This window comes from Polaromonas sp. CG_9.7, from assembly GCF_015752205.1.
Taxonomy (GTDB): Bacteria; Pseudomonadota; Gammaproteobacteria; order Burkholderiales; family Burkholderiaceae_C; genus Polaromonas.
In genome coordinates this window covers 29,814-52,338 of the sequence record NZ_JADOVG010000013.1, presented here as the reverse complement: position 1 = coordinate 52,338, position 22,525 = coordinate 29,814, and the positions used below count along the sequence as shown (strand labels likewise).

The window sequence follows — 22,525 nt, the reverse complement described above, 5'->3', positions numbered from 1 at the left end:
GCACGTAGATTTCCTGCGCGCACCCCCTGATTATGCGTCACGAAACCCAAGGCCCTACAAACAAAAAGTTCTTTGCGTGCATTGCAGGGTTTGAAACTTTAGCGTTACCGCATTCATAACCCTGCGACACATGAATGCTGTCGATGGTCAGGAAGAGTTTTGCCCTGCTGCCCAGTTGATATTTATACGCTTCAATTTTGTGCCTTGGGCGTCTTTTACGACCATGAGCGCACTTATGGCATGAATGCACGGCGTCAGTCATTGCGACTTGTCGAGTGCAGGCATTGCGTATGCAAACCGACCCAATTGCGCCACACCCACCGAAACATTTGCTGGCCTGCGATAACATAATTTATCCACCATATGTGCCAAGCCACATTTGAGGAGGAAACTAGAACGCTGCGACCAACCTGAAGTCTATGAAGCATCTTTTGAATTTATTGGCCGCAATTGCCCTGTTGGTATGGGGAACGCACCTGGTGCGCACCGGTATCCTGCGCGTGTTTGGCGCAAACTTGCGCCAGATACTGGCGCGCAGCATCAGCAACCGGTTCACAGCGGCATTGTCCGGCGTCGGCGTGACTGCGCTGGTGCAGTCGAGCACTGCCACGTCGCTGATCGTTTCCTCCTTTGTCGGCCAGGGCCTTGTGTCGCTGCCACTGGCGCTGGCCGTGATGCTCGGTGCCGACGTTGGCACCAGCCTGATGGCGGTGGTGTTTTCGTTCGATCTGTCCTGGCTGTCGCCGCTGTGCATTTTCGTGGGGGTGGTACTTTTCATATCGCGGCCTGAGACCAATGCAGGCCGTTTTGGCCGGGTGCTGATCGGACTGGGCTTGATGCTGATGGCGCTCAAACTGGTCAGCGTGTCCACGCAAGTGCTGACCCAGGCACCTGCCGTGCGGGCGCTGCTGGAATCGCTGGGCAGCGACTTGCTGCTTGAAATCACCGTAGGGGCTTTTCTGGCGGTGGTGTCCTATTCAAGCCTGGCCGTGGTCTTGCTGACGGCCACGCTGGTTAGCACCAATGTGATTGCCAGCGATGTGGCATTGGGACTGGTGCTGGGCGCCAACCTGGGCAGCGGCTTGCTGGCAGTGATCACCACGGCGCGCTCGGCCATCGAGGTGCGGCGGGTGCCGCTGGGCAACCTGATGTTCAAGGTGCTGGGCGTGACCATGGCCGCGCCTTTTGTCGGCCTGTGGCTGCGTCATGCACGGCCGTATCTGGGCGAGCCGGCCAGTGTGGTGGTGATGTTTCACCTGACCTTCAACCTGCTGGTAGGAATAGCGTTCATCGGCTGGACACAGGTCATCGCCGGCTGGGTTCAAAAGTTGCTGCCCACGCCGCCAAAAAGCAGCATCGGCAACCGGCTGCCGCATCTGGACCCGTCGGCCCTGGCCACGCCTTCGCTGGCCATTTCCTGCGCCGCCCGGGAAGCGCTGTACCAGGCCGACATGGTGGAAACCATGTTGCGTGGCATGCTGGAAGTGATCCGCAAGGACGATTTGAAACTCGCTGAAGCGTTGCGCAAGATGGACGACACGGTCGATGCACTGTACTCGGCGATCAAGTACTACCTGACCAAAATCTCACGCGAAGCGCTGGACGAGGAGGAAAGCCGGCGCTGGACCGACATCATCAGCTTCACTATCAACATGGAGCAGATCGGCGACATCATCGAGCGGGTGCTGCTCGACATCGAGGACAAGAAGATCAAGCCGCGCCGGCAGTTTTCAGAAGCCGGCATGGCCGAAATTGTCGAGCTGCATGAGCGGCTGATTGACAACCTGCGCCTGGGCATGAGCGTGTTTTTGAATGGCAACGTGCGCGATGCGCAAAAGCTGCTCGAAGAAAAAGCGCGCTTTCGCGACCTGGAGCGCGCCTACGCCACCAGCCATCTGGGCCGGCTGTCGGCCAACACATTGCAAAGCCAGGAAACCAGCTCGCTGCACATTGACCTGATCAGCGACCTCAAACGCATCAACTCGCACATCTGCTCGATTGCCTACCCGATCCTCGATTCGGCCGGTGCGCTGGCCCCTAACCGGCTGCGGCCAACTGCGCTGCTGGACAAAGCTTGAACCTGCTTCTTTTTTAATAGCGGCTTACGCTCGCTGCTATTGCGCAAGAAGGCTTTTTCATTAATATTTTCTTTGTGAGGTCCTTTTCCGGGGCTTGTTTGCGTATCAGACCGGCTACCAACCCGGTGCGGGCCGATGCGCTGCCGCACTCAGGCCTTTTTCAGCAATCCATCCAGCCGACGGTCCCAATTGCTGTTCGGCAAAACATTCGCCAGCTGGGAATCACCGAGGTTAAAGGTGCGACGCAGCACCTGCGCCAGCACGGCGCGGTAATCGTGGTGCGCCGGCAGGTCGCGTCCTTCATTGAGGTTGCCATGGGCCAGCCCGGTCCAATCGCCATGCCAGCGCCCGCCCGCCACGTTATTGCCAATCAGCCACAAGGCATTGCCAAAACCATGGTCGGTGCCGCGCGTGCCGTTTTCGGCGCTGGTGCGACCAAACTCGCTCATCACCACGATGACATCGCCGGGTTCTGCAAACACCTGCCGCAGCTGCGCAATGCCACGCGCCAGATTGCCCAGGTTGTTGGCCAGTTGCCCGGTGGCAGCGCCCTGGCTGGCATGGGTGTCCCAGCCGCCGGCAGATAAAAAACCCAGTCGCAGACTGCGGTCGTTGCGCATCAGGGTGCCCAGATGCTGCGCATCAAGTTGCAACCCGACGGGGTCAGGCGCGCCGTTGCTGGCGGCAACCATTTGCGCTGACCGCATTTGGAGGTTGGCCGGCGCGCCGTCACGGTCCAGGCCGCGGTCTGGCATGCGCTGGGCGGGCTGCATGGCCATATCACGGCTTGCATCGGCCATCACTTTTTCGGATGCCAGTTCTTTTGCGCTTTGCATGCGACTGTCCGCACCTTGCCGGAACGCCATGCTCAGGCTGTCATTGCCGCCATACAGGTCCAGCAGGGCCTGGCGCGTCTTGTCGTTGGCCAGCACACCGGTTTTCTCTGCGGCCTGGCCGCGTGGAATCAACTTGACGGGAGCCGGTCCGCCCAGAATGACCGGATTGGCTTCGCCGACACCAATCGCCACGGCGCTGTCGTTGCCGGATGCATCAACGGCATTGCCCGTCCGGCCCTCAAGTTCGGCCATTGTGTTGAGCCAGCCCGGCGAACTGCTGGTTTTGCCTGTCCTGGCAATTTCCATCTGGTACTGGGCATCAAAATGCGACCGGTTCGGTACCGGAAGGCCTGCCGCCGGCACAAAGCCGAGCACGCCCTGTTGCCATAAGGGCAGCAGGGAGCCCAACGCAGGATGCAGTGCAAAGGTGTTGTCGAGCCTCAGGGCCGTTTGCGCCGTGCCGTCAGGCGCTGAAATCGCGATATTGGGACGGATGGCGTAGTAGTTCGCGTCGGCGTAAGGCACAAAAGCCGACAGGCCGTCGTAGGCGCCGCGCAGGAAAACCACCACCAGCCGACCGCCGCCAGCTACCGACTTTCCTCCCCTTGGTGCGGGCTGCGCCCACACCGGGTGCGAAACACTCGAGAGTGCCAGCGCGGACAGCGCGCCCAGACCGAGCAGGCTGCGGCGGCGCAGCATGGCTTCTACTGAAGAAATTGAGGTGTTCATGGTGGGAACGTTCCTGGTTTATTTGCGCATGAAGTCGGGGCTGCTCAGCATCAGGCCCGTGCGGATTTTTGCCGGCTCACGGGCAATACGCTCTTGTGTGGCCGGGCTCAAAAAAGCATTCAGGTACACCGGCTCGGCAATGCGCGCAGCCAGCCCCATGGCAAAGTCGGCTCGGCGCGTCAGGGCTTCGGGGGCCAGCCAGGTGGCGGCGTCGGTTTTGTAACCGTCGGGGGTCGGCCAGCCGTGCATGGGCTGGCCGGCCTGCGCCAGAAAACCCAGGGTTTGCGTCACGTCGCGCCGGTCTTTCACGCCGCCGCCGGCGGTCAGTGCCGAGCAGGCAAAGTCCATCGGGGTTTTGAAAAGCTGGTTGTCTGCGGCCCAGAATTCAGGCGACGACACCAGGGTGCGCATCACCGCGCGCATATCGCCCTGGCTGGCCAGAAAGGTTTGGCGCAAGCGCGCGACCAAGGCGGCAGGTGGCTTGTCTGCCACAAAAAAAGTCGCCAGACGTTCTGACACCCGCTGCGCCGTCGCCGGTTGGCGTGCCAGAAAGCGGATGGCGTCCTCGCCTTCCTGCTGGCCCTGGTTGGTGTAAGGCCGGCCCAAAAAAGTCTTGTCGCCCTTGTCGTGCAGCCGCTCGGCAAACCGGAAACCTTCACCGTCCCGCAGGTTGACCGTCCAGCCGGTCAGGATACGCGCCAGTTCATGCACATCGTTTTGCGTGTAGCCGCCGCCCACGCCCAGCGTGTGCAATTCCATCAACTCGCGTGCATAGTTTTCGTTCAGGCCGCGACTGTTGCTTTGCGCCTGGTCGAGGTAATACAGCATGGCCGGATGCCGGGCGCTGGCGAGCAGCAAGTCCTCGAAACGACCCAGCGCATGGCCGCGGATGACATTCACTGCGTAATGCCCGACAAACGGCCGCACATTGCCTTTGCCAACAAACACATTCAGGTGGTTGAACCAGAACTCGGTCATGCGCGCCAGCAAGGGGTTTTCCAGCGCTGGATCACTGCAGGCCATGACGCGCCAGGCGGCCGCACTTTGCGCCATGTCGCGGCTGAACACGGGTGCATCGGCTGCCGGTGGTGAAAGCGGAATTTGGCCGGAAGCATCGGGCACGGCCTGCGCCCGCAAGATTTTGCGGGACTCGCGTTCCGCCTGAAAGTCACGCGCAATGTCACCCAGAGGCGCATTGATCCGGGCCAGTTCGGGCGGAATGGCCGGTGCCTGCTGGCTGGCGGCATAGGCCGCATCAATCTGGCTCAATGCCCATGTCCGGGGTGCCATGGCTGCCGTCTGGTCAGGCGTGGGGGCATACCACAGCCGCGAGGTGGCGCGCCATACGGCAGGAGGTGCACTGTCGGTTATACCGAGAGGCAAGGGGCTGGTTTGTGCGTTTGCCAGCAGGCTGGTCAGAGCAGCAATGGTGGCTGTTACCAGGCGGCTTGCGATGAAAGGGTTGTGCATGTAAATCTCCTGCCAGCATTTAACGCACGGGCAGCTGTAAACGTTACATTAAAAAACAGCTTTACACAGATTTACCGCAGGCGCTGAACCGCTTCCAGCGCGGCCTTCAAGCACTGAAATGACGCAGCTATAGCGTCAGGATGGTGCAGCCCGTCGTCTTGCGCGCTTCCAGCGCCCGATGCGCCTCGGCCACATCGGCCAGTGCAAAGCGCTGGTCGATGCGGATCTTCACCTTGCCGCTGACGACCATCGCGAACAGGTCGTCGGCCATTTCCTGCGTGCTTTCGCGCGTGGTGATGTGACTGAACAATGTCTGGCGCGTCACATACAGCGACCCCTTGGGGCCAAGAATGCCGGGCGAAAAAGGCGCGACAGGGCCGGACGCATTGCCAAAACTCGCCATCAGTCCGAAGGGCCGCAGGCAGTCGAGTGAACGGTCGAACGTGTCCTTGCCAACCGAGTCATAAACCACTTTCACGCCTTGACCGTTGGTGATTTCCTTGACGCGGGCGACAAAATCTTCTTTTGCATAGTTGATGACAAACGCCGCGCCATGTTCTTTTGCCAGCGTGCATTTCTCATCCGAGCCGGCCGTTCCGATCAGTTGCAGTCCCATGGCCTTGGCCCACTGGCAGGCAATCAGGCCGACACCGCCGGCAGCAGCGTGAAACAGCACAAAATCACCCGCTGTCAACCCGCCCTGCGGCTGGGTGCGGCGCAGCAGGTATTGCGCAGTCAGGCCCTTGAGCATCATGGCCGCGCCGGTCTCGAAGGAAATCGCGTCGGGCAACTTGCACACGCATTTGGCCGGCATGACGCGCACTTCGCAGTAACTGCCCGGTGGCTGGCTCGCATAGGCGGCGCGGTCGCCGGGCTGCAGATGCGTCACGCCCTCGCCAACGGCGTCGACAATGCCCGACGCTTCCATGCCAAGCTGCAGCGGCATCGGCAACTGATAAAGACCACTGCGTTGGTACACGTCGATGAAGTTCAGCCCGATGGCCTTGTGACGGATGCGGATCTCACCGGGGCCTGGTTCACCCACCTGCACCTCCACCAGCTTGAGTTCTTCGGGGCCGCCGTGCTGGTCGATGCGGACGGCTTGGGAGGTCATGACGGTCATCAGGTATTCCTTGGAGTGGTCGTTGAGTCAGAGAGGCGCTGAGCCGCCATGGTGACACGAATCGCCGCCCGCCGCTGACGGGCGCTGCGCGCCAAACGCCTGTGCAGAAACCGCCACGCAGATTGGTAAAGTCACGACCATGAATCAACGCCTGACCCCCGCCACCGCCCTGCTGCTGACGCTGCCGCCCCTGCTGTGGGCTGGCAACGCAGTGGTCGGCCGCCTGGTTCATACGCTGATTCCGCCGATGACGCTGAACTTCCTGCGCTGGACGCTGGCGTTCGCCATCTTGCTGCCACTGGCCTGGCAGGTGCTGCGCCCGGGGAGCAGCATGTGGGCGCAATGGAAGCGCCTGTCCATGCTCGGCCTGCTGGGCATCGGCTGCTACAACTCGCTGCAATACCTGGCGCTGCAGACCTCGACACCGCTCAACGTGACGCTGGTGGCGTCCAGCATTCCGGTATGGATGCTGGTGGTGGGCGCTGTCTTTTTTGGAAAACCCGTGTCGCGCCAACAGGCAGCCGGGGCGCTGCTGTCGGTGGCCGGGGTGCTGGTGGTGCTGTCGCGCGGCCAGTGGTCGTTGTTGCTGGAAGTGCGCCTGGTGCCGGGTGACATCTATGTACTGCTGGCCACGCTGGCCTGGGCGTTTTACAGCTGGTTGCTAGCACAGCCTATGGAGCCGTCTGAGCTTCGCAGCAGCTGGGCTGCCTTTTTGATCGCACAGGTCTTGTTTGGCCTGGGCTGGTCAGGCTTGTTCGCCGCAGGTGAATGGGCGCTGGTGGACGCGCGCATTCAATGGGGTTGGCCGCTGGCGGCGGCGCTGCTGTATATCGCCATCGGACCGGCCATCATGGCCTATCGCTGCTGGGGACTGGGCATGCAGCGGGTCGGGCCGGCGATTGCAGGATTTTTCACCAACCTCACGCCGCTCTTCGCCGCGCTGCTGTCAGCGGCCTTTCTGGGCGAGTTGCCGCACCTCTACCATGGGCTGGCTTTTTTGATGATCGTCGGCGGAATCGTGGTGTCGTCGCGGCTCTGAGGTTAGCGCTGCATTCCCGGATTTTGAGTGCACTGTGTTGAAGGGCTAAATACCTTTTTTTTATATTACATATTGCTCCTAATTTAACTTTTTAATTAATAATAAAAAATATGAAAGCATGTATTTACAAAGTTGAAGGCTGTAAATATCGGTCGAAAAAAGGATTTTCCTACTTTCGAATGTGGGGGACTATCGCTGCAATTTCTTTAGCTTCGGTGGCACTGAGTGCATGCAGTTCTAGCAATTCAGCTTTTGCAACGCCTCCAATGCAAAAGGATTTGCTGCTTCATTCGGTGGATTCAGACATTGCAAAACCTATGCGCGTGATTGTGAAATTCAGGCAAAGGGTGCCTTACAGTGACGAGGCTTTTTTACAAGACATTGCCCAGCATATTCACGCACGCATCGCGTACATCTCCAGCGTGTCGCTTGATACCCATGTTTATCAAGTAGAGCCCCAGAACGGCCAGAGCCAGGCTGAAGTCCTGCGAAGCCTGGCAACTATCCCGTCGGTACTGCGGGTCGAAGCAGACGCCATGGCACGACCCTCCTGAATTTGCACAACCAGGCGGCAGTGAAGTGAATCTGCGGTGCATTGAGCATGCGACGAGCCACACGCAAACGCACCATTTTTTTCGTCCTGGCTCCCTGAAGAAACAAAAATGAAAATCAAACCGAAACATTTTGGCGTTACCACCATTGCGCTGTCCATCGCGTCGGTTAGCGCCGTAGCCACAGCCCAGTTGCCACCGCCAGGCAAAAACTTTCAAAAGGCACAGGCCACGGCATTTGCCGGACCACTGCAAACCGAGCGCCAATTTAACCGCCTGATCATCAAGTTCAAGGACGGAGCCACCACCCGCGCAGGCGTGTTTGACTTTCATGCGGCGCGCAGTCAGGTGGAGACGATGGATACCAGCGCGGCAATGAAATCAGTCAATGCGGGTGCGGCGGGCTTGTCTTACTTGAAGTCGGTAACGTCACAAACACACGTTGCCGTCACTGGCCAAAAACTGAACCGTGCGGAACTGTTTGCGCTGGCCAAACAAATAGAGCAAGACCCGACAGTAGCCTATGCGGAAATTGACGAAATTGTTTATCCTTCCTTCATGCCAAATGATCCGAGCTACCAATCGGGTCAACAGTGGCACTACCAAGCCCCGGCGATTTCCCCCGGCGGAGCCAACCTACCGGCCGCCTGGGACAGTTCGACGGGCGCTGGAGTAGTGGTGGCTGTGATTGACACGGGTTACAGGCCACACGCAGATTTGGTTGCGAATATTTTGCCGGGTTATGACTTCGTCAGTGACCTCGCCAAGGCCAACGACGGCGATGGTCGCGACAGCGACGCTTTAGACCCCGGAGATTGGGAATTGGCCGGCGCCTGCACAAAAGGCTCACCTTCCAGCAACAGCAGTTGGCACGGCACCCATGTGGCCGGCACGATTGCGGCAGTCACCAATAACGGTATGGGGGGTGCGGGCGTGGCGTTCAACGCCAAAATACTTCCAGTGCGCGCGCTTGGCACCTGTGGCGGTTTTTCCTCTGACATTGCCGCTGGCATGCAGTGGGCCGCAGGGCTGAGTGTGCCCGGTATTCCGGCCAACCCCAACAAGGCCAAGGTGCTGAACCTCAGCCTGGGTGGCACAGGTTCTTGCGGTAACACCTTCCAAGATACCGTCAATGCTGTACGCGCAGCTGGTAGCGTGGTGGTGGCTGCCACGGGCAACAAAGGCTTGATTGGCATCGGTTCACCCGCCAATTGCACTGGCGTGGTCGCAGTGACCGCGCATACCAAGTTGGGCGACAACGCCAACTACAGCAATATCGGCCCAGGAACTACCATCAGCGGCCCTGGCGGTGGGTTCGGCTCCTTGATACGGGGTGATGGCGCATTGGTGTATTCCACTCTGAACACAGGAACTACCGTTCCTGGTGCCGACAGCTACGCGGGATACGAGGGCACCAGCATGGCTGCGCCACACGTGGCAGGGATCGCGGCTTTGCTGGCGAGCCTGCAACCCGCGATCACACCGGACACTTTGAGCTCGGTAATGACCAACTCGGCCCGGTCGTATCCGGCAGGCACGTTTTGCACGACCCGCACCGACTGCGGCGCCGGCCTGGTCGATGCCAAGGCCGCCATCGACCGCCTCAACTCGATGGCGCCCACAGTAGCCGCATCACCCAATCTGGTTGGTGTTCGAACCACGGGATCGACCATCAGCTTCTCGGCGAACGCCTTGGCGGGAACCAGCGGCAACACGAACTTCAGCTACCAATGGACGCAACTTGCAGGTCCTGCCGTGAACCTGGCCAGCGACACGACCTCCAGCACTTCCTTTGTCGCTCCTGCTCCTGGGGCCAGCTACACGTTCAAGGTAAAAGTCACTGATGGTGCTGGATTAACCGCCTCGAATCAAATCACCTTCATGTCCAACACCGCGCCGGTTCTTGTTCCGATTCCAGCTCAAATTGTGGTGCAAGGCGCTAACCTGAGCTTTACCGCTGCGGCTACTGATACAGAAAATAATCCTGTGGTGTTTGTAGCCAGCGGTCTGCCTGCGAGCACCAGCCTGGATCCGGCCACTGGCATGTTCACCTGGAATGAGGCCGGCCCCGCGGGGAGCTATACGTTCACCATTACGCCGAATGACGGCATTTTCAGCGGGGTTCCGCAAACGGTGTCGATCACTGTCAAAGCACCTGTTACTACTACTACAACAACAGCAGAAGCCAGCAGTGGTAGTGGTAGTGGCGGCGGCGGAGCGATGAGTTGGCTTGATGTTTTTGCCCTGTTGTCACTGACTGGGTTTGGACTTTACTTTGGTCGCCAGCACGGCACGGGCGGCCATAAAAAATAACACCATTCCCATGCCACCTAGCGCCCCCGCCACGTGGGCCGGGTGGTAAACCGGAAAGCTCCATCCGTTCAGCGGCGCTTCTCGTGTGCTGTCTATTTGCAGCCAGAGTTTCAAGGCCATGACGCCCAGCACGGCAAGGGCAGCAATGCAGGTCAAGCGTGTCGCAGATGCTGTGGCCGCATCAATCATGCTGTCCTCGGGTTGGCTAAACGGACAGGCCGTCCACGCCATGCTCACGGCGTTGCCAGCCAGTAACCCGTGTAATGCCCCGGAAGCCCCGGCGTAGTAACTGCAGTTCGGATCAAGCGCAACCACAAGCGCCACGCCGGCATAACCACCGCACAACGCCAGCAGCTGAAGCCGCCAGCGAACCCACGATCCGCTTGCAAAAACGATTGCCACCAACGCAAACACATTGCCCGCGGCATGCCAGCCGCTCAAATGCACCCATTGCGAAGTGACCAGCCGCCAGAACGCGCCCTGCTCAAAGCTGTCCCTCGAAAATCGAAAGTGCTCAGACGCCCCTGGCCAGAACTGCAACCCAAGCATGACCACCACGAAAAAAACAGCAAAACCCAGCAGTTCCATGGCATTGCCCGTCGGCCGACCTGCCAAAGATCGACTTACCGCTGCGCTGGCAGCCACAGTCCGAAACTTCAAAACGTTCCCGGAAACGCCCCGCCGTCGGCCAGCACGTTCTGGCCTGTCATATAGGCCGCCTGCTGGCTGCACAGGAAAGCGCAGATGGCACCGAACTCATCGGGTGTGCCGTAGCGGCCTGCAGGGATTTGCGCCTGCTGCGTGCGGCGGATTTCTTCCACGCTCTTGCCTGACTTTTCGGACGCGGCGCGCACGGTGGTGGCAATGCGGTCGGTGTCGAACTTGCCGGGCAGCAGGTTATTGATCGTCACGCCTTGCGCGGCGAGTTGGGTGCGGGCCACGCCAGCGACAAAACCGGTCAGGCCGCTGCGCGCACCGTTGGACAGGCCCAGGATGTCAATCGGTGACTTGACTGAACTGGAAGTGATGTTGACGATGCGGCCAAAGCCGCGCGCGGCCATGCCATCGACCGTCGCCTTGATCAGCTCGATGGGAGTGAGCATGTTGGCATCGACCGCCTTGATCCAGGCGTCCCGGTCCCAGTCACGAAAGTCGCCGGTTGGCGGGCCGCCGGCATTGGTGACCACGATATCGAATTCCTTGCGCAGCGCGAATACAGCAGCGCGGCCTTCGACCGTGGTGATGTCTGCAGCCACAAATTGCACGTTAGCGCTTGCTGGCCGAGCGTTGTCAGCTATCAATTTATTGGCCGCTGCTTCCAGCACTTCGGCGCCGCGTGCCACGATCAGCACATGCACGCCTTCGCGCACCAGCGCTTGTGCGCAGCCAAAGCCCAAGCCTTTGCTGGCGCCGCAGACCAGCGCATATTTACCGGCAATTCCCAAATCCATGTTGATTCCTTAAAAAGCGTGAGATCCAAAAACTTCCATGATACGAAGTCTGGCCCTTTGGCGTTGATCTGTAAAAGCTAGCGCGCCGCCCGCGTGAAGACAAAAATCCCGGCAATCACCAGCACTGTGCCGGCAGCTACCCATGCGGTGAACGGCTCGCCCAAAATGACCACGCCCATCAGTATGGTGGACAGCGGGCCGATCATGCCGGTCTGGGCGGCCAGGCTGGCGCCGATGCGTTCAATCGCCATCATCACCATCAGCACCGGCACGGCGGTACACAGTGTGGCGTTCAGCAATGACAGCCAGATCACCTCGGGCGCCACCACTGCGGCGCTCATGGGGCGCAACAAAACGAATTGCAGCAAGCAGCACAAACAAGCCACGCTGGTGGCCAGGCCGACCAGACGCATCGAGCCCAGGCGCTTGACCATCTCGCCGCTGTACACCAGGTACAGCGCATAACTGATGGCACTGAAGAACACCAGCAGCGCACCCCAGGCGGCTTCGCTGCCCTGCAACTTGATCTCGTGGCCAAAGACCAGGGCCACGCCGGCATAGCTGATACCCATGCCGATGAGGTGCAGCGGCGCAATGCGCCGCCGGTAAAACACCAGGCCCAGCAGCAGGACCAGGGTCGGATTGAGGTACAGAATCAGCCGCTCCAGCGAGGCGCTGATATAGGCCAGACCGGCAAAGTCCAGGAAACTGGCCAGGTAGTAGCCGGTAAAGCCCAGCCAGACCACACCCAGCCAGTCCTTGCGGGTCAGCGGCGGCTTGCCCCGGCTGGCCCACCAGGCCATCAGTGCAAAAATTGGCAGCGCAAACAGCATGCGGAACATGATCAGCGTGACGGCATCCACGCCATAGCGGTAAGCCAGCTTGACGATGATCGCTTTGCCGCTGAAGGCAATCGCGCCAAAACTCGCCAGCAGCAACCCTGTTGCTATGCTTTTGGGAGCTACTTGAGCTTTATCTGATTGCGCTGGAGGCCTATTTGATTCAGAAATATTGTTCAAGGTGTGTGTTATTCACGACGGCTAGGCAACCGAAAAATTTTGCATGTCGCAAGTCCCCAAGTTTGGCACGGGCCGGGCGGCGGGCGGCATCTAGCATTCGGGCGGCGCTCCACGTCATTGACGAAGGCCGGCCAGTCCCCGGCGGCTTGTCGCTGTGAATTGGCCGCGTCCATGAAAAACGGCACCCGAAGGTGCCGTTTTTGCAGTGGCCGTCAGGGCGCCAGCATCATTCTTCGACGAAGGCTTCTTCGCGCTTGTTCTTCACGGCCGGAAGCAGCACGATCACCAGCATCAGTACCGCAACTGCCAGGAGGCCGGCAGAAATCGGACGGGTCACGAACACGCTCCAGTCGCCGCGCGACAGCAGCAATGCCCGGCGCAGGTTCTCTTCCATCATTGGGCCCAGGATGAAGCCCAGCAGCAAGGGGGCGGGTTCTGCCCCCAGCTTGACAAAGATATAGCCAATGATGCCGAACAGACCCACCATCCACACGTCCCAGGTGTTGTTGTTGGTCGAGTACACGCCGATGGCGCAGAACAGCACGATGGCCGGGAACAGGTAGCGGTAGGGAACAGTCAGCAGCTTGATCCAGATGCCGATCAGCGGCAGGTTCAAAATCACCAGCATCGCATTGCCGATCCACATCGAGGCGATCAGGCCCCAGAACAGTTCGGGATTGCTGGTCATGACCTGCGGGCCCGGCTGGATGTTGTGGATGGTCATGGCGCCGACCATCAGCGCCATCACGGCGTTGGGTGGAATGCCCAGTGTCAGCAGCGGAATGAAGGAGGTCTGCGATCCGGCGTTGTTGGCCGACTCGGGAGACGCCACACCACGGATGTTGCCTTGGCCGAAAGGCACTTCGCCCGGCTTCATCTTCATCTTTTTTTCCAGCGCATAAGCAGCAAAGGCCGACAGCAAGGCGCCACCGCCGGGCAAGATTCCCAGCGCGCAACCCAGGAAAGTGCCGCGCAAAACGGCAGGCGTCATGTCCTTGAAGTCCTGCTTGGTCGGCCATAGCCCCGACACGCCAGCGGTGAACACTTCGCGCTCACTCTCTGGCTGGGCCAGGTTGCTGATGATCTCGCCGTAGCCAAACACGCCCATGGCGATCACCACGAAGCCGATGCCGTCGGTCAGTTCCGGAACGTCAAAGCTGAAACGCGCCACGCCCGAATTCACGTCCGTACCGACCAGGCCAAGCAGCAGGCCCAGCACGATCATGGCGATGGCTTTCAGCAGCGAACCCGACGCCAGCACCACGGCACCAATCAGGCCCAGGGTCATCAGTGCAAAGTATTCGGCCGGGCCAAACTTGAAGGCCAATTCGGTCAATGGAGGCGCGAAGGCCGCCAGAATCAAGGTACCAACGCAGCCTGCAAAGAAAGAACCCAGACCGGCAGCCGCCAGCGCCGGTCCCGCACGGCCTTTTCGGGCCATCTGGTAGCCGTCAATGCAGGTGACAACCGAGGACGATTCTCCCGGTAAATTGACCAAGATAGCCGTGGTCGAGCCGCCATATTGGGCGCCGTAGTAAATACCGGCCAGCATGATCAGCGCAGACACCGGCGGCAGTGCGTAGGTGGCCGGCAGCAGCATGGCGATGGTCGCCACCGGGCCGATGCCGGGCAGCACGCCAATCAGCGTTCCCAAAATACAGCCTACCAGGCAATACAGCAGGTTGATCGGCGTGAAGGCCACGCCGAAACCCAATGAAAGGTGTTCAATCAGTTCCATTTTTAATTCTCCTTAGCCGGTGATGAACTCGGGCCACACTGGAAACTGCAATTTCAGCGCAATCACGAAAGCAAGGTAACTGCCCACGGCAAGCACCGTGGCCAGAATGAACGTGGCCTTGAACTTCCAGCCTTCTTCAGCCATGCTGGCAATGAAGGTCAGCGCATAAATGGCAATGATCAGGCCCATTGCTGGGATGCCAAAGTACGGCAAGCCGGCAAGCAGCGCACCAAACACCAGATTGGCCAAAATCACGAAAAACAGCGGCTTCCAGGCCCATTTGCCAATTTTGTCGCCACCCATGGTTTCAACCACCAGCGACTTGAAGGTGATGGCCGCGCCCAGGATCGTCATCAGGACACCCAGGTAAAGCGGGAAGTAACCTGGCCCCATGCGCGCACCGTTACCCACGTTGTATGTCGTGGCCCCCCAGGCAAACGCCACCCCGACGCCCATAAACATAAGACCGGAAAAAAAGTCTTTTTGACTCTTGATATTCACGGTTTGTCTCCTTTATAAAAAATTGAACCTGCATCTCAATCTTTCATTGTGCTTTCAATTACCAGCACAAAAAATGTGGCTTTCACTTATGTACAGAGTGATCTAAAGAGACCTCGGCGCAACCAAATTCAGCGGTGGAGTTGGCGCTCAAAAAATATCCATGCCCTGCTGACACAAAAAAGCCACCCCAAGGGTGGCTTTTTCAAGGTCAATGCGCACGCCTCTTGTGCGTGCTCGCAACTTCACTCTTCAACGAAAGCTTCTTCCCGCTTGCTTTTCACTGCGGGCACCAGCACGACCAGCATCAGCAACACGCAGGCCACCAACAGACCGGCAGAAATCGGACGGGTGGCAAAAGTGCTCCAGTCCCCGCGCGACAGCAGCAGCGCCCGGCGCAGGTTTTCCTCCATCATGGGGCCCAGAATCAGGCCCAGCAACAAGGGCGCCGGCTCGGCGCGCAGTTTGTGGAAGATATAGCCCACCACGCCAAAAAACCCCACCACCCAGATGTCCCAGGTGTTGTTGTTCGTCGAATACACACCAATCGAACAAAACAGCACAATTGACGGAAACAGGTAGCGGTAAGGCACGGTCAGCAGTTTGATCCACATGCCGATCAGTGGCAGATTCAGGATAACAAGCATCGCGTTGCCAATCCACATCGAGGCAATCAGGCCCCAGAACAACTCGGGGTTGCTGGTCATGACCTGCGGGCCGGGCTGGATGTTGTGAATCATCATGGCGCCCACCATCAGCGCCATCACCACGTTCGATGGAATGCCCAGGGTCAGCAGCGGAATGAAAGACGCCTGAGCACCTGCATTGTTGGCCGCTTCGGGGCCGGCAACGCCGCGAATATTGCCCTGGCCAAACGGCACTTCACCGGGACGACCCTTGACTTTCTTCTCAATGGTGTAGGCGGCAAAAGCCGACAAGGTGGCGCCGCCACCCGGCAAGATGCCGAGCGCACAACCAAGCGCTGTTCCGCGCAGCACGGCGGGCACCATGTCCTTGAAATCCTGCTTGGTCGGGAACAGGCCCGCCACCTTGATGTCAAACACCTCGCGCTGGGTTTCGCGCTGCGCCAGATTGCTGATGATTTCACCGTAGCCAAAAATACCCATCGCAATCGCCACGAAGCCGATGCCGTCGGTCAATTCGGGAACGTCAAAGCTGAAGCGTGGCACGCCAGAGTTCACGTCGGTGCCCACCAGGCCGAGCAGCAGGCCCAGCAAGATCATGCCAATGGCCTTGAGCAGTGAGCCCGAGGCCAAAACCACCGCTCCGATCAGGCCCAGCAGCATCAGCGCAAAATATTCGGCGGGACCAAACTTGAAGGCCACTTCCGTCAGCGCAGGCGCAAAGGCGGCGATCATGACGGTGCCCACGCAGCCCGCAAAAAACGACCCCAGTCCGGCAGCTGCCAGCGCCGGCCCTGCCCGTCCTTTTTTGGCCATCTGGTGGCCGTCAATTACCGTGACCACCGACGACGACTCGCCAGGCAGATTCACCAAAATGGCCGTGGTCGAGCCGCCATACTGCGAGCCATAGTAAATACCGGCCAGCGCAATCAGCGCCGACTCGGGCGGCAGCGCGTAGGTGGCGGGGAGCAGCATGGCGATGGTCGCCGCCGGGCCAATGCCCGGCAATACGCCGATCAGTGTTCCCAACAGGCAGCCAACCAGCGCGTAGATCAGGTTGATCGGCGTGAATGCCACGCTGAAACCCAAGGACAAATTTGCAAGCAGATCCATTTTTGTCCTTATCCGGTGATGAATTCAGGCCACACCGGAAATTGCAGCGCCAGCGCCAGTACAAAAACCAGGTAACTGCCAATGGCCAGCGCGGTGGCCAGCATGAACGTGGGCACGAATTTCCAGCCGGCTTGCGCCATGCTGGCAATAAATGTCAAAGCGTAAATCGCCACGATCAGTCCGAAGGCAGGCACATCCAGACTGCGCACACCGGCCAGCAATACGCCAAACACAAAGTTGGCGGCAATCACATAGAACAGCGGGCGCCATGCCCATGCGCCGATCTTGTCCTCGCCGGGGGCGTCTCCACCCAGCGCATTGAAAGTAACCACGACCCCCACCAAAGCCATCAAAGCACCCAGCATCAGGGGAAAATACCCGGGTCCCATGCGCGCGGCGTTACCCACCGTGTAGTTGGTGGCACCCCATGCAAATGCCACGCCGCAGACCATGAACATGACTCCCGAATAAAAATCGGGTTGACTCTTTATGTGCACTATTTGTAGCCTTTGTGTAAAAAATGAATCTGCATATTGTGCAGGCAACAATTTTTTCACTTCAGATGGCTTACCCCTAGCTGACAAAAAAATATTAAATTCAGCAGATTTCCATTTTCAGCAGATGGGGGCAGATCAGGAAAGAGAGGGCGTGGTCGCGAGGATTTCTTCGATGGTGGTCAGGCCTTCGGCGACTTTCAGTGCACCGGCCAGACGCAGCGGCCGCATGCCTTCACCGATCGCCTGGCGGCGCAAGGTGTCGATGTTGGGCTCTTTTGAAACTTTGTCCTTGAATGCTTCCGTCACGGTCAGCAACTCGTACAGCCCCATGCGTCCCCGGAACCCGGTCATCCGGCAATCAACGCAGCCCACCGCTTTATAGGGCAGGTAGCTGCCCGTGATCTGCCAGGGCTTGACCATTTCGGCCAGCGTTTCACGCTTGGCATTTTCGTCAGGTTGGCGGCACTGGCTGCACAGTGTGCGCACCAGCCGCTGGGCCAGCACGCCGAGCAGCGTGGCGTTGATCAGGTAGTTCGGCACGCCAAGTTCCATCAGCCGCGAGACCGCCGACGGCGCATCGTTGGTGTGCAATGTGCTGAACACCAGATGACCGGTGAGCGCCGCCTGCACCGCCATTTCGGCAGTGGGCAAGTCGCGAATCTCGCCGACCATGATGATGTCCGGGTCTTGCCGCATCAGCGAGCGCAGTCCTTCGGGAAAGCCGAAGTTCAGCATCGGCTGGACCTGCGTCTGGTTGAAGGCGGGTTCGATCATCTCGATCGGGTCTTCGATCGTGTTGATATTGACCTCTTCGGTGGCCAGCCGCTTGAGCGTCGAATACAGCGTCGTGGTCTTGCCCGAGCCGGTCGGCCCGGTCACGAGCACGATGCCGTAGGGGCGCTTGACCAGCTGCTCCCAGCGCTCGGCGTCGTGCAATGAAAAACCCAGCGCATCGAGGTTCTTGACCGTCGTGTCGGGGTCAAAAATGCGCATCACCATTTTTTCGCCAAAGGCCGTCGGCAGCGTGGACAGGCGCATCTCGATTTCTTCCCCGCGCGGGTTGCGGGTCTTGATGCGGCCATCCTGCGGCCGGCGCTTTTCGACCACATCCATGCGGCCGAGCAATTTGATGCGCGCCGTCATGGCATTGTGGACGGCCATTGGCAGCTGGTACACCGGATGCAGGATGCCGTCGATGCGAAAGCGGATCACGCCCTGCTCGCGGCGCGGCTCCAGGTGGATGTCGCTGGCGCGCTGGTCAAAGGCGTACTGCCAGAGCCAGTCCACCACCTGCACCACGCCCTGGTCATTGGCGTCGAGCTGGCGGTTGCTCTTGTTCAGCTCGACCAGCTGCTCGAAACTGGCCGAACCCGAGCCGCCGCTCGACTTGAGTGCGGCCTTGACCGATTTGGCCAGCGCAAAGAATTCGGCCGTGTACTTGCTGATTTCCAGCGGATTGGCCACCACCAGGCGCACGCTGCGCCGGGACTGGCGCTCGACCTCGGGCACCCAGTCGGTGACGAACGGGTCAGAGGTGGCAATCACCAGCTCCTGCGGCGTGACCTGCACCGGCAGCACCTTGTGGCGCTCGGCATACACCGCCGACATGGAGTCAGCCACCTTGCCCACATCGACCTTGAGCGGGTCGATGCGCAAATACTTCAGTCCCGCACACCCGGCCAGCCACTCGCTGATGGCTTCGGCATCCAGCGGCTTGCCATCCTGGAGCCGTTTCATGCCGATGCTGGCCAGCCTGACGACCGGATGCTGGGCGCTTTGCACCTGAGAACAGCGGGCGATGGTGCGCTGGGCATCGGCGGTGCTGATGAGGCCATCCTCACCCAGCCATTCAACCAGCTTGCGCCAGTCCAGATGCCCGGCATGCAGCCTTCCAAAATCCGGATTCAAGGGGGGTTTTTGGGGATGCGCAACGCTCATGAAGGACTCTTCAACACAGGGTTTGTTAAAAAAAATGGAAAGTCAAAACACCGGCCTGAAAAGCCGCAGCCATTTTTTGGCCGGCAAGTCCCAGCGCGACTCAATGATGCCGGCGCGCTGCAGCAACTCCTCGCGCTCCGGCCGCGTCGGCTCGAACTGGGCCAGCACCACGGTGTTGCCCTCGCGCGTCGGCCGGAAGGCCCAGATCGACTCGGGACCAAAGGCTTCGGCCATTTTGACCAGCGAGGCTTCGTAACTCGAATCGCGGCCAAACAGGTTGACTGTCATCACGCCGCTTTCTGTCAACAGTTCGCGGCAGTTGGCATAAAAATCGGCATCGTCGAGTACTGGCGCGGCCGCTTCATGGTCGTACAGGTCCACATGCAGTAAATCAACCGTGCCACGGTGCGCTGGTTTTTTGATTTCATCAGCCGCATCGGCTTCGATAACGCGAAGCCTTGAATCGTCGCGCGGCAGCTTGAACCAGAGCCGGCAGGCGGTGACCACCTGCGGGTTGATCTCGATGGCGGTGGTTTTCATGCGCAGCTTTTTGTGGCAAAACTTGGTCAGCGCCGCCGACCCCAGCCCGAGCTGCATCGCCTGCTTTTTGGCCACCGATTCGGCGTCCAGGAACAGCAGGCCGGCCATCATGCGCTGCACATACTCCAGCTCGATGTCATAAGGCGCGTCCTTCAGCATCGAGCCCTGCACCCATTCGGTGCCCAGATGCAGAAAGCGCACATCGCCGAAGTCGGAAAAGTTGACTTCGGGCAGGACCCGGGCATTAGGATTTTCTTTGGTTGACATGGCAGCAATCGAGGGAGTTTTTTAGTGCAAGCGCCACAGGCGCAACCCCATTTTCACCTCATGCCAGCGGCGCGTCCGAATCGGCTGTGTCGGCGGCATGCACATGCTTGCGCAGGCGCAGCAAGGCCTGGGCTTCTCGCAGGCCGGCGCGGACCAGGATGTCGTCGTCGGGCAGGCCGGCGTCCAGCCAGCGCACGATGCATGAATTGCGCAGCGTCATCGGCCCGGCATGGGCCAGCACGGTGTCGGGGTAGCGCGGCCCCAGGGTATTGCTCACATGCCGGTTGGCCAGGTGAAACAGTGCGCGCGGCGTCAGCCGGCCGGCCTTCTTGCGCGAGACAAACAGCGGCGTGCCGGCGTCCTGCGGCAGCGGCAGCGTGGCGCGCACGGTGAGCCAGGCCAGCACGGCGGTGCTGGCTTCTACAGGCAAGGTGATGCGCCGGTCTTGCGCCTTGCGGGCACCGCTCAGGTCGAGCATCACCGCCGGTGCTTCTCCGCCGGGCGCTGTTTCCTCAGTGGGCCAGAGTTCGGCCACACCATGGCTGGAACCCAGGCGGGGATGCTGTACATCGCCGATGTCCAGCCCCGCCAGTTCGGCCACCGTCAGGGCCGACTGCATCATCAGGCGCAGGATCGCCTGGTCGCGCACTTCCAGCCAGGGCTGGTCCTGCGGCGGCGGGTCGATGGGCGGCGCCACGGCCTGCAGCAGTGCATCCCAGTCAAGCGCATGGAACACCAGCGAATCCATCTGCTCGGTGGCCGACACCGACGCGCCCGCGTCCACCGGGTTGTCAGCCACCCAGTCCTGGGCCTGGGCAAAGGCATAAATTTTCTTCAGCACGCGGAAGTAGCGGCGCTGCGTCACGGTGCTGACATGCAGCATGCCGCGCGCCTGCCCGCGCGGGCTCAGTGCTTCAAGGTAGGCACGCACGTCGATTGACTTGGCCTCGTTCCAGGCCAGCGGGCCGTGCGTCGTCAAATACTCGGTCCAGCCGGTCCAGAGTGAATGGTAGGACGCCAGCGAGCGTGGCGACAGGCCGCCCTTGCGCTGGGTGGCGCGCTCCAGCGCCCAGGCCTTGAAAACGTCTTCAGTGGTGAGGGGAAACGGAAGTTTGCTCATTGCTTGTCGGTCAATCCATGTTGCTCAAAAACCTCGCGCCAGGCGGAGAGCTTGCGCTCAAACGACCAGGACGCATTGGCCGGGCTGGTCGATGGCAAGCGGTGAAATAGTACCCCCACGCTTTTCACTTCGTGTAATGCGCTGCCCCCCGAGGGGGCTGCTGCGCCTGCAGTCCGGCAAAGCCGGTCCTGCGGCCCCTGCTTGGCCACAGGGGATGCCGGGGTTGTCAGCGCAGCACTGACATGGCGCGCATGTTTAAAGCTTTCGCCGCCGTTGTGCGCAATCGCCAGCAGGTCGGGGCACCAGCAGCGCAGCTGCGAAAAATCATTCACCTGCGGCTGGCGGATGCGGCTGTCCAGGCTGCCTTCTCGCTCGCAGGCGGCATACACGTCCCACAGGCCCAGACCCCTGTCCAGCAGCCACTCGCTACGTATTTTATAGCTATTGGCACCCGTAGGCATTGCGCAAGAGGGCCAAATGGCTTGCAAAATTGCCCAGAACCGGTTTTGCGGATGGCCATAGTATTGCTGCGCCGCCAAAGAGGCCACGCCGGGAAAACTGCCCAGAATCAACAGCCGCGTGTTGCCGGACACCAGCGGCGCCATGCCGGTCAGCACGGCATCAATGCCTGGAGCTTGGGAAAAGCCTGCAGCGCATTGGCCGTGGTGGCCCGCGCCAGCGCTTCGGGCGTCAAGCCGCGAAGCTGCGCCAGCACGCCGGCAATGCGTGGCAGTTCGGCCGGCTCGTTGCGCCCTTGGCCCTGCCCGTCCTGCCGCTGCGCTGCAGTGCGGTAGCGCCAGTGCGGCGGAATGTCAGGCGAATCAGTTTCCATGACCAGCGCCTCCAGCGGCAGGCAACTGGCCAGACGCCGGATCTGCAGCGCCGAGTCAAACGTCACGTTGCCACCAAAACCGAGCTTCAACCCCAGCTTGATGAATTCAGCCGCCTGCTGCTCGCTGCCGTTGAAGGCATGGCCAATGCCGCGCCAGCCGCCCCCGGGCTTGAGATCGCGCAGGTGCTTGAGCAGCTTGTCGGCCGAACGCCGCACATGCAGCATCACCGGCAGGCCGTGCTGGCGCGCCAGCTTGAGCTGCTCGCGGTAGAAAAATTCCTGCCGCTCGCGCATCGGGCTTTGCTTGAGCGCCGGCTCGAAATAATCCAGCCCGATCTCGCCGACCGCCACCAGGCGCGGATCGTCCCGGCGAAGGTGCAATTCCGCATCCAGCGCCTGCAGGTCGGCCTCCTGCGCGCCGGGCACGCACAGCGGGTGGATGCCCAGCGCATAGCTGTCCGAAAAGCGATGCGCCAGCTGCCGGACCGCCTCGAAGTTGCCCACCGCCACAGCCGGCAGCACGCAATGCGCCACGCCTTCGGATGCAGCGCGCGCGCGCATGTCGCCCCGATCGGCGGAAAACTCTGCGGCGTCAAGATGGCAATGCGTGTCAATCCAGAAGGTCATGAAAGTAGTGGTGAAGGGACGGGCCTGTATTGGCTTGGTCCTGCATGTTGACATACAAAGGGAAGCTGCATAGCGCCTGTTTTTTTCAAAGCAAATGCCGCA

Annotated in this window: 19 protein-coding genes; 4 read left to right on the top strand and 15 right to left on the bottom strand. The window is 60.3% G+C overall.

All coding sequences use genetic code 11. From position 1 onward, the window contains the following. The first annotated feature begins 419 nt into the window (after positions 1-419). Entirely contained in the window at positions 420-2,078 is a 1,659-nt protein-coding gene (locus IWX87_RS13735; protein WP_196864091.1) for a Na/Pi cotransporter family protein, read from the top strand. A gap of 149 nt (positions 2,079-2,227) precedes the next feature. Here the strand turns inward: IWX87_RS13735 and IWX87_RS13730 are convergent, their stop codons facing one another. The 3 genes from IWX87_RS13730 to IWX87_RS13720 all read right to left on the bottom strand — a co-directional run bounded on the left by IWX87_RS13730 (position 2,228) and on the right by IWX87_RS13720 (position 6,236). Further along, entirely contained in the window at positions 2,228-3,643 is a 1,416-nt protein-coding gene (locus tag IWX87_RS13730) for a DUF1501 domain-containing protein (protein ID WP_196864090.1), read from the bottom strand. 18 nt (positions 3,644-3,661) lie between these two features. Next, positions 3,662-5,113, bottom strand: a complete 1,452-nt coding sequence (locus IWX87_RS13725; RefSeq protein WP_196864089.1) for a DUF1800 domain-containing protein — start codon at positions 5,111-5,113, stop codon at positions 3,662-3,664. A gap of 127 nt (positions 5,114-5,240) precedes the next feature. Continuing rightward, on the bottom strand, positions 5,241-6,236 hold the full coding sequence (locus IWX87_RS13720; protein ID WP_196864088.1) for a quinone oxidoreductase: 996 nt from the start codon (positions 6,234-6,236) through the stop codon (positions 5,241-5,243). Positions 6,237-6,375: 139 nt separating this feature from the next. On the opposite strand from IWX87_RS13720, the gene IWX87_RS13715 reads away from it, so the two are divergent. The 3 genes from IWX87_RS13715 (at position 6,376) to IWX87_RS13705 (ending at position 10,139) form a co-directional block, all read left to right on the top strand. Beyond that, a complete protein-coding gene (locus IWX87_RS13715) occupies positions 6,376-7,275 on the top strand; it encodes a DMT family transporter (protein WP_196864087.1) in 900 nt (299 codons plus the stop codon). A 110-nt stretch (positions 7,276-7,385) separates the two neighbouring features. Beyond that, on the top strand, positions 7,386-7,829 hold the full coding sequence (locus IWX87_RS13710; RefSeq protein ID WP_196864086.1) for a hypothetical protein: 444 nt from the start codon (positions 7,386-7,388) through the stop codon (positions 7,827-7,829). A 108-nt stretch (positions 7,830-7,937) separates the two neighbouring features. After that, positions 7,938-10,139, top strand: a complete 2,202-nt coding sequence (locus tag IWX87_RS13705) for a S8 family peptidase (protein WP_196864085.1) — start codon at positions 7,938-7,940, stop codon at positions 10,137-10,139. Here the strand turns inward: IWX87_RS13705 and IWX87_RS13700 are convergent. From IWX87_RS13700 to IWX87_RS13645, 12 genes are all read right to left on the bottom strand, one after another. Further along, positions 10,077-10,754: a rhomboid family intramembrane serine protease gene (locus tag IWX87_RS13700; protein WP_196864084.1), complete on the bottom strand. Its 678-nt coding sequence runs from the start codon at positions 10,752-10,754 to the stop codon at positions 10,077-10,079. The two genes, IWX87_RS13705 and IWX87_RS13700, sit on opposite strands and share 63 nt — an antisense overlap. Before the next feature lie 41 nt (positions 10,755-10,795). Continuing rightward, entirely contained in the window at positions 10,796-11,590 is a 795-nt protein-coding gene (locus IWX87_RS13695) for an SDR family oxidoreductase (protein WP_196864083.1), read from the bottom strand. A gap of 77 nt (positions 11,591-11,667) precedes the next feature. Next, positions 11,668-12,609 (bottom strand): DMT family transporter, encoded by a 942-nt coding sequence (locus IWX87_RS13690; protein WP_196864082.1) that lies wholly within the window; start codon positions 12,607-12,609, stop codon positions 11,668-11,670. Positions 12,610-12,835: 226 nt separating this feature from the next. After that, on the bottom strand, positions 12,836-14,347 hold the full coding sequence (locus IWX87_RS13685; protein WP_196864081.1) for a tripartite tricarboxylate transporter permease: 1,512 nt from the start codon (positions 14,345-14,347) through the stop codon (positions 12,836-12,838). A 12-nt stretch (positions 14,348-14,359) separates the two neighbouring features. After that, positions 14,360-14,848: a tripartite tricarboxylate transporter TctB family protein gene (locus tag IWX87_RS13680; RefSeq protein ID WP_196864080.1), complete on the bottom strand. Its 489-nt coding sequence runs from the start codon at positions 14,846-14,848 to the stop codon at positions 14,360-14,362. Between the two features lie 242 nt (positions 14,849-15,090). Then, positions 15,091-16,602, bottom strand: coding sequence for a tripartite tricarboxylate transporter permease (locus IWX87_RS13675; RefSeq protein WP_196864079.1), 1,512 nt, complete (start codon positions 16,600-16,602; stop codon positions 15,091-15,093). Between the two features lie 8 nt (positions 16,603-16,610). After that, the gene (locus IWX87_RS13670; protein WP_196864078.1) at positions 16,611-17,099 is read right to left on the bottom strand and encodes a tripartite tricarboxylate transporter TctB family protein; all 489 of its coding nucleotides are present in this window, start codon (positions 17,097-17,099) and stop codon (positions 16,611-16,613) included. A gap of 135 nt (positions 17,100-17,234) precedes the next feature. Next, positions 17,235-19,037, bottom strand: a complete 1,803-nt coding sequence (locus IWX87_RS13665) for a GspE/PulE family protein (protein WP_196864077.1) — start codon at positions 19,035-19,037, stop codon at positions 17,235-17,237. 42 nt (positions 19,038-19,079) lie between these two features. Then, positions 19,080-19,844 carry a spermidine synthase gene (locus IWX87_RS13660; RefSeq protein ID WP_196864076.1) on the bottom strand — a complete coding sequence of 255 codons (765 nt, stop codon included), beginning with the start codon at positions 19,842-19,844 and terminating at the stop codon, positions 19,080-19,082. Between the two features lie 58 nt (positions 19,845-19,902). Continuing rightward, a complete protein-coding gene (locus IWX87_RS13655; protein ID WP_196864075.1) occupies positions 19,903-20,964 on the bottom strand; it encodes a site-specific integrase in 1,062 nt (353 codons plus the stop codon). Continuing rightward, positions 20,961-21,581, bottom strand: a complete 621-nt coding sequence (locus IWX87_RS13650) for a DNA-deoxyinosine glycosylase (protein WP_370583903.1) — start codon at positions 21,579-21,581, stop codon at positions 20,961-20,963. The genes IWX87_RS13655 and IWX87_RS13650 overlap by 4 nt, the downstream gene beginning before the upstream one ends. Next, positions 21,575-22,423, bottom strand: a complete 849-nt coding sequence (locus IWX87_RS13645; RefSeq protein ID WP_196864074.1) for a TatD family hydrolase — start codon at positions 22,421-22,423, stop codon at positions 21,575-21,577. Before IWX87_RS13645 ends, IWX87_RS13650 begins: the two co-directional genes overlap by 7 nt. Positions 22,424-22,525 lie beyond the last annotated feature (102 nt).

What these genes read in the sequence shown, in the direction of transcription:
- IWX87_RS13735 (WP_196864091.1), top strand. Translation starts at nt 420, where the DNA reads ATGAAGCATCTTTTGAATTTATTGGCCGCAATTGCCCTGTTGGTATGG.
- IWX87_RS13730 (WP_196864090.1), bottom strand. Translation starts at nt 3,643, where the DNA reads ATGAACACCTCAATTTCTTCAGTAGAAGCCATGCTGCGCCGCCGCAGC.
- IWX87_RS13725 (WP_196864089.1), bottom strand. Translation starts at nt 5,113, where the DNA reads ATGCACAACCCTTTCATCGCAAGCCGCCTGGTAACAGCCACCATTGCT.
- IWX87_RS13720 (WP_196864088.1), bottom strand. Translation starts at nt 6,236, where the DNA reads ATGACCGTCATGACCTCCCAAGCCGTCCGCATCGACCAGCACGGCGGC.
- IWX87_RS13715 (WP_196864087.1), top strand. Translation starts at nt 6,376, where the DNA reads ATGAATCAACGCCTGACCCCCGCCACCGCCCTGCTGCTGACGCTGCCG.
- IWX87_RS13710 (WP_196864086.1), top strand. Translation starts at nt 7,386, where the DNA reads ATGAAAGCATGTATTTACAAAGTTGAAGGCTGTAAATATCGGTCGAAA.
- IWX87_RS13705 (WP_196864085.1), top strand. Translation starts at nt 7,938, where the DNA reads ATGAAAATCAAACCGAAACATTTTGGCGTTACCACCATTGCGCTGTCC.
- IWX87_RS13695 (WP_196864083.1), bottom strand. Translation starts at nt 11,590, where the DNA reads ATGGATTTGGGAATTGCCGGTAAATATGCGCTGGTCTGCGGCGCCAGC.
- IWX87_RS13685 (WP_196864081.1), bottom strand. Translation starts at nt 14,347, where the DNA reads ATGGAACTGATTGAACACCTTTCATTGGGTTTCGGCGTGGCCTTCACG.
- IWX87_RS13675 (WP_196864079.1), bottom strand. Translation starts at nt 16,602, where the DNA reads ATGGATCTGCTTGCAAATTTGTCCTTGGGTTTCAGCGTGGCATTCACG.
- IWX87_RS13665 (WP_196864077.1), bottom strand. Translation starts at nt 19,037, where the DNA reads ATGAGCGTTGCGCATCCCCAAAAACCCCCCTTGAATCCGGATTTTGGA.
- IWX87_RS13660 (WP_196864076.1), bottom strand. Translation starts at nt 19,844, where the DNA reads ATGTCAACCAAAGAAAATCCTAATGCCCGGGTCCTGCCCGAAGTCAAC.
- IWX87_RS13655 (WP_196864075.1), bottom strand. Translation starts at nt 20,964, where the DNA reads ATGAGCAAACTTCCGTTTCCCCTCACCACTGAAGACGTTTTCAAGGCC.
- IWX87_RS13645 (WP_196864074.1), bottom strand. Translation starts at nt 22,423, where the DNA reads ATGACCTTCTGGATTGACACGCATTGCCATCTTGACGCCGCAGAGTTT.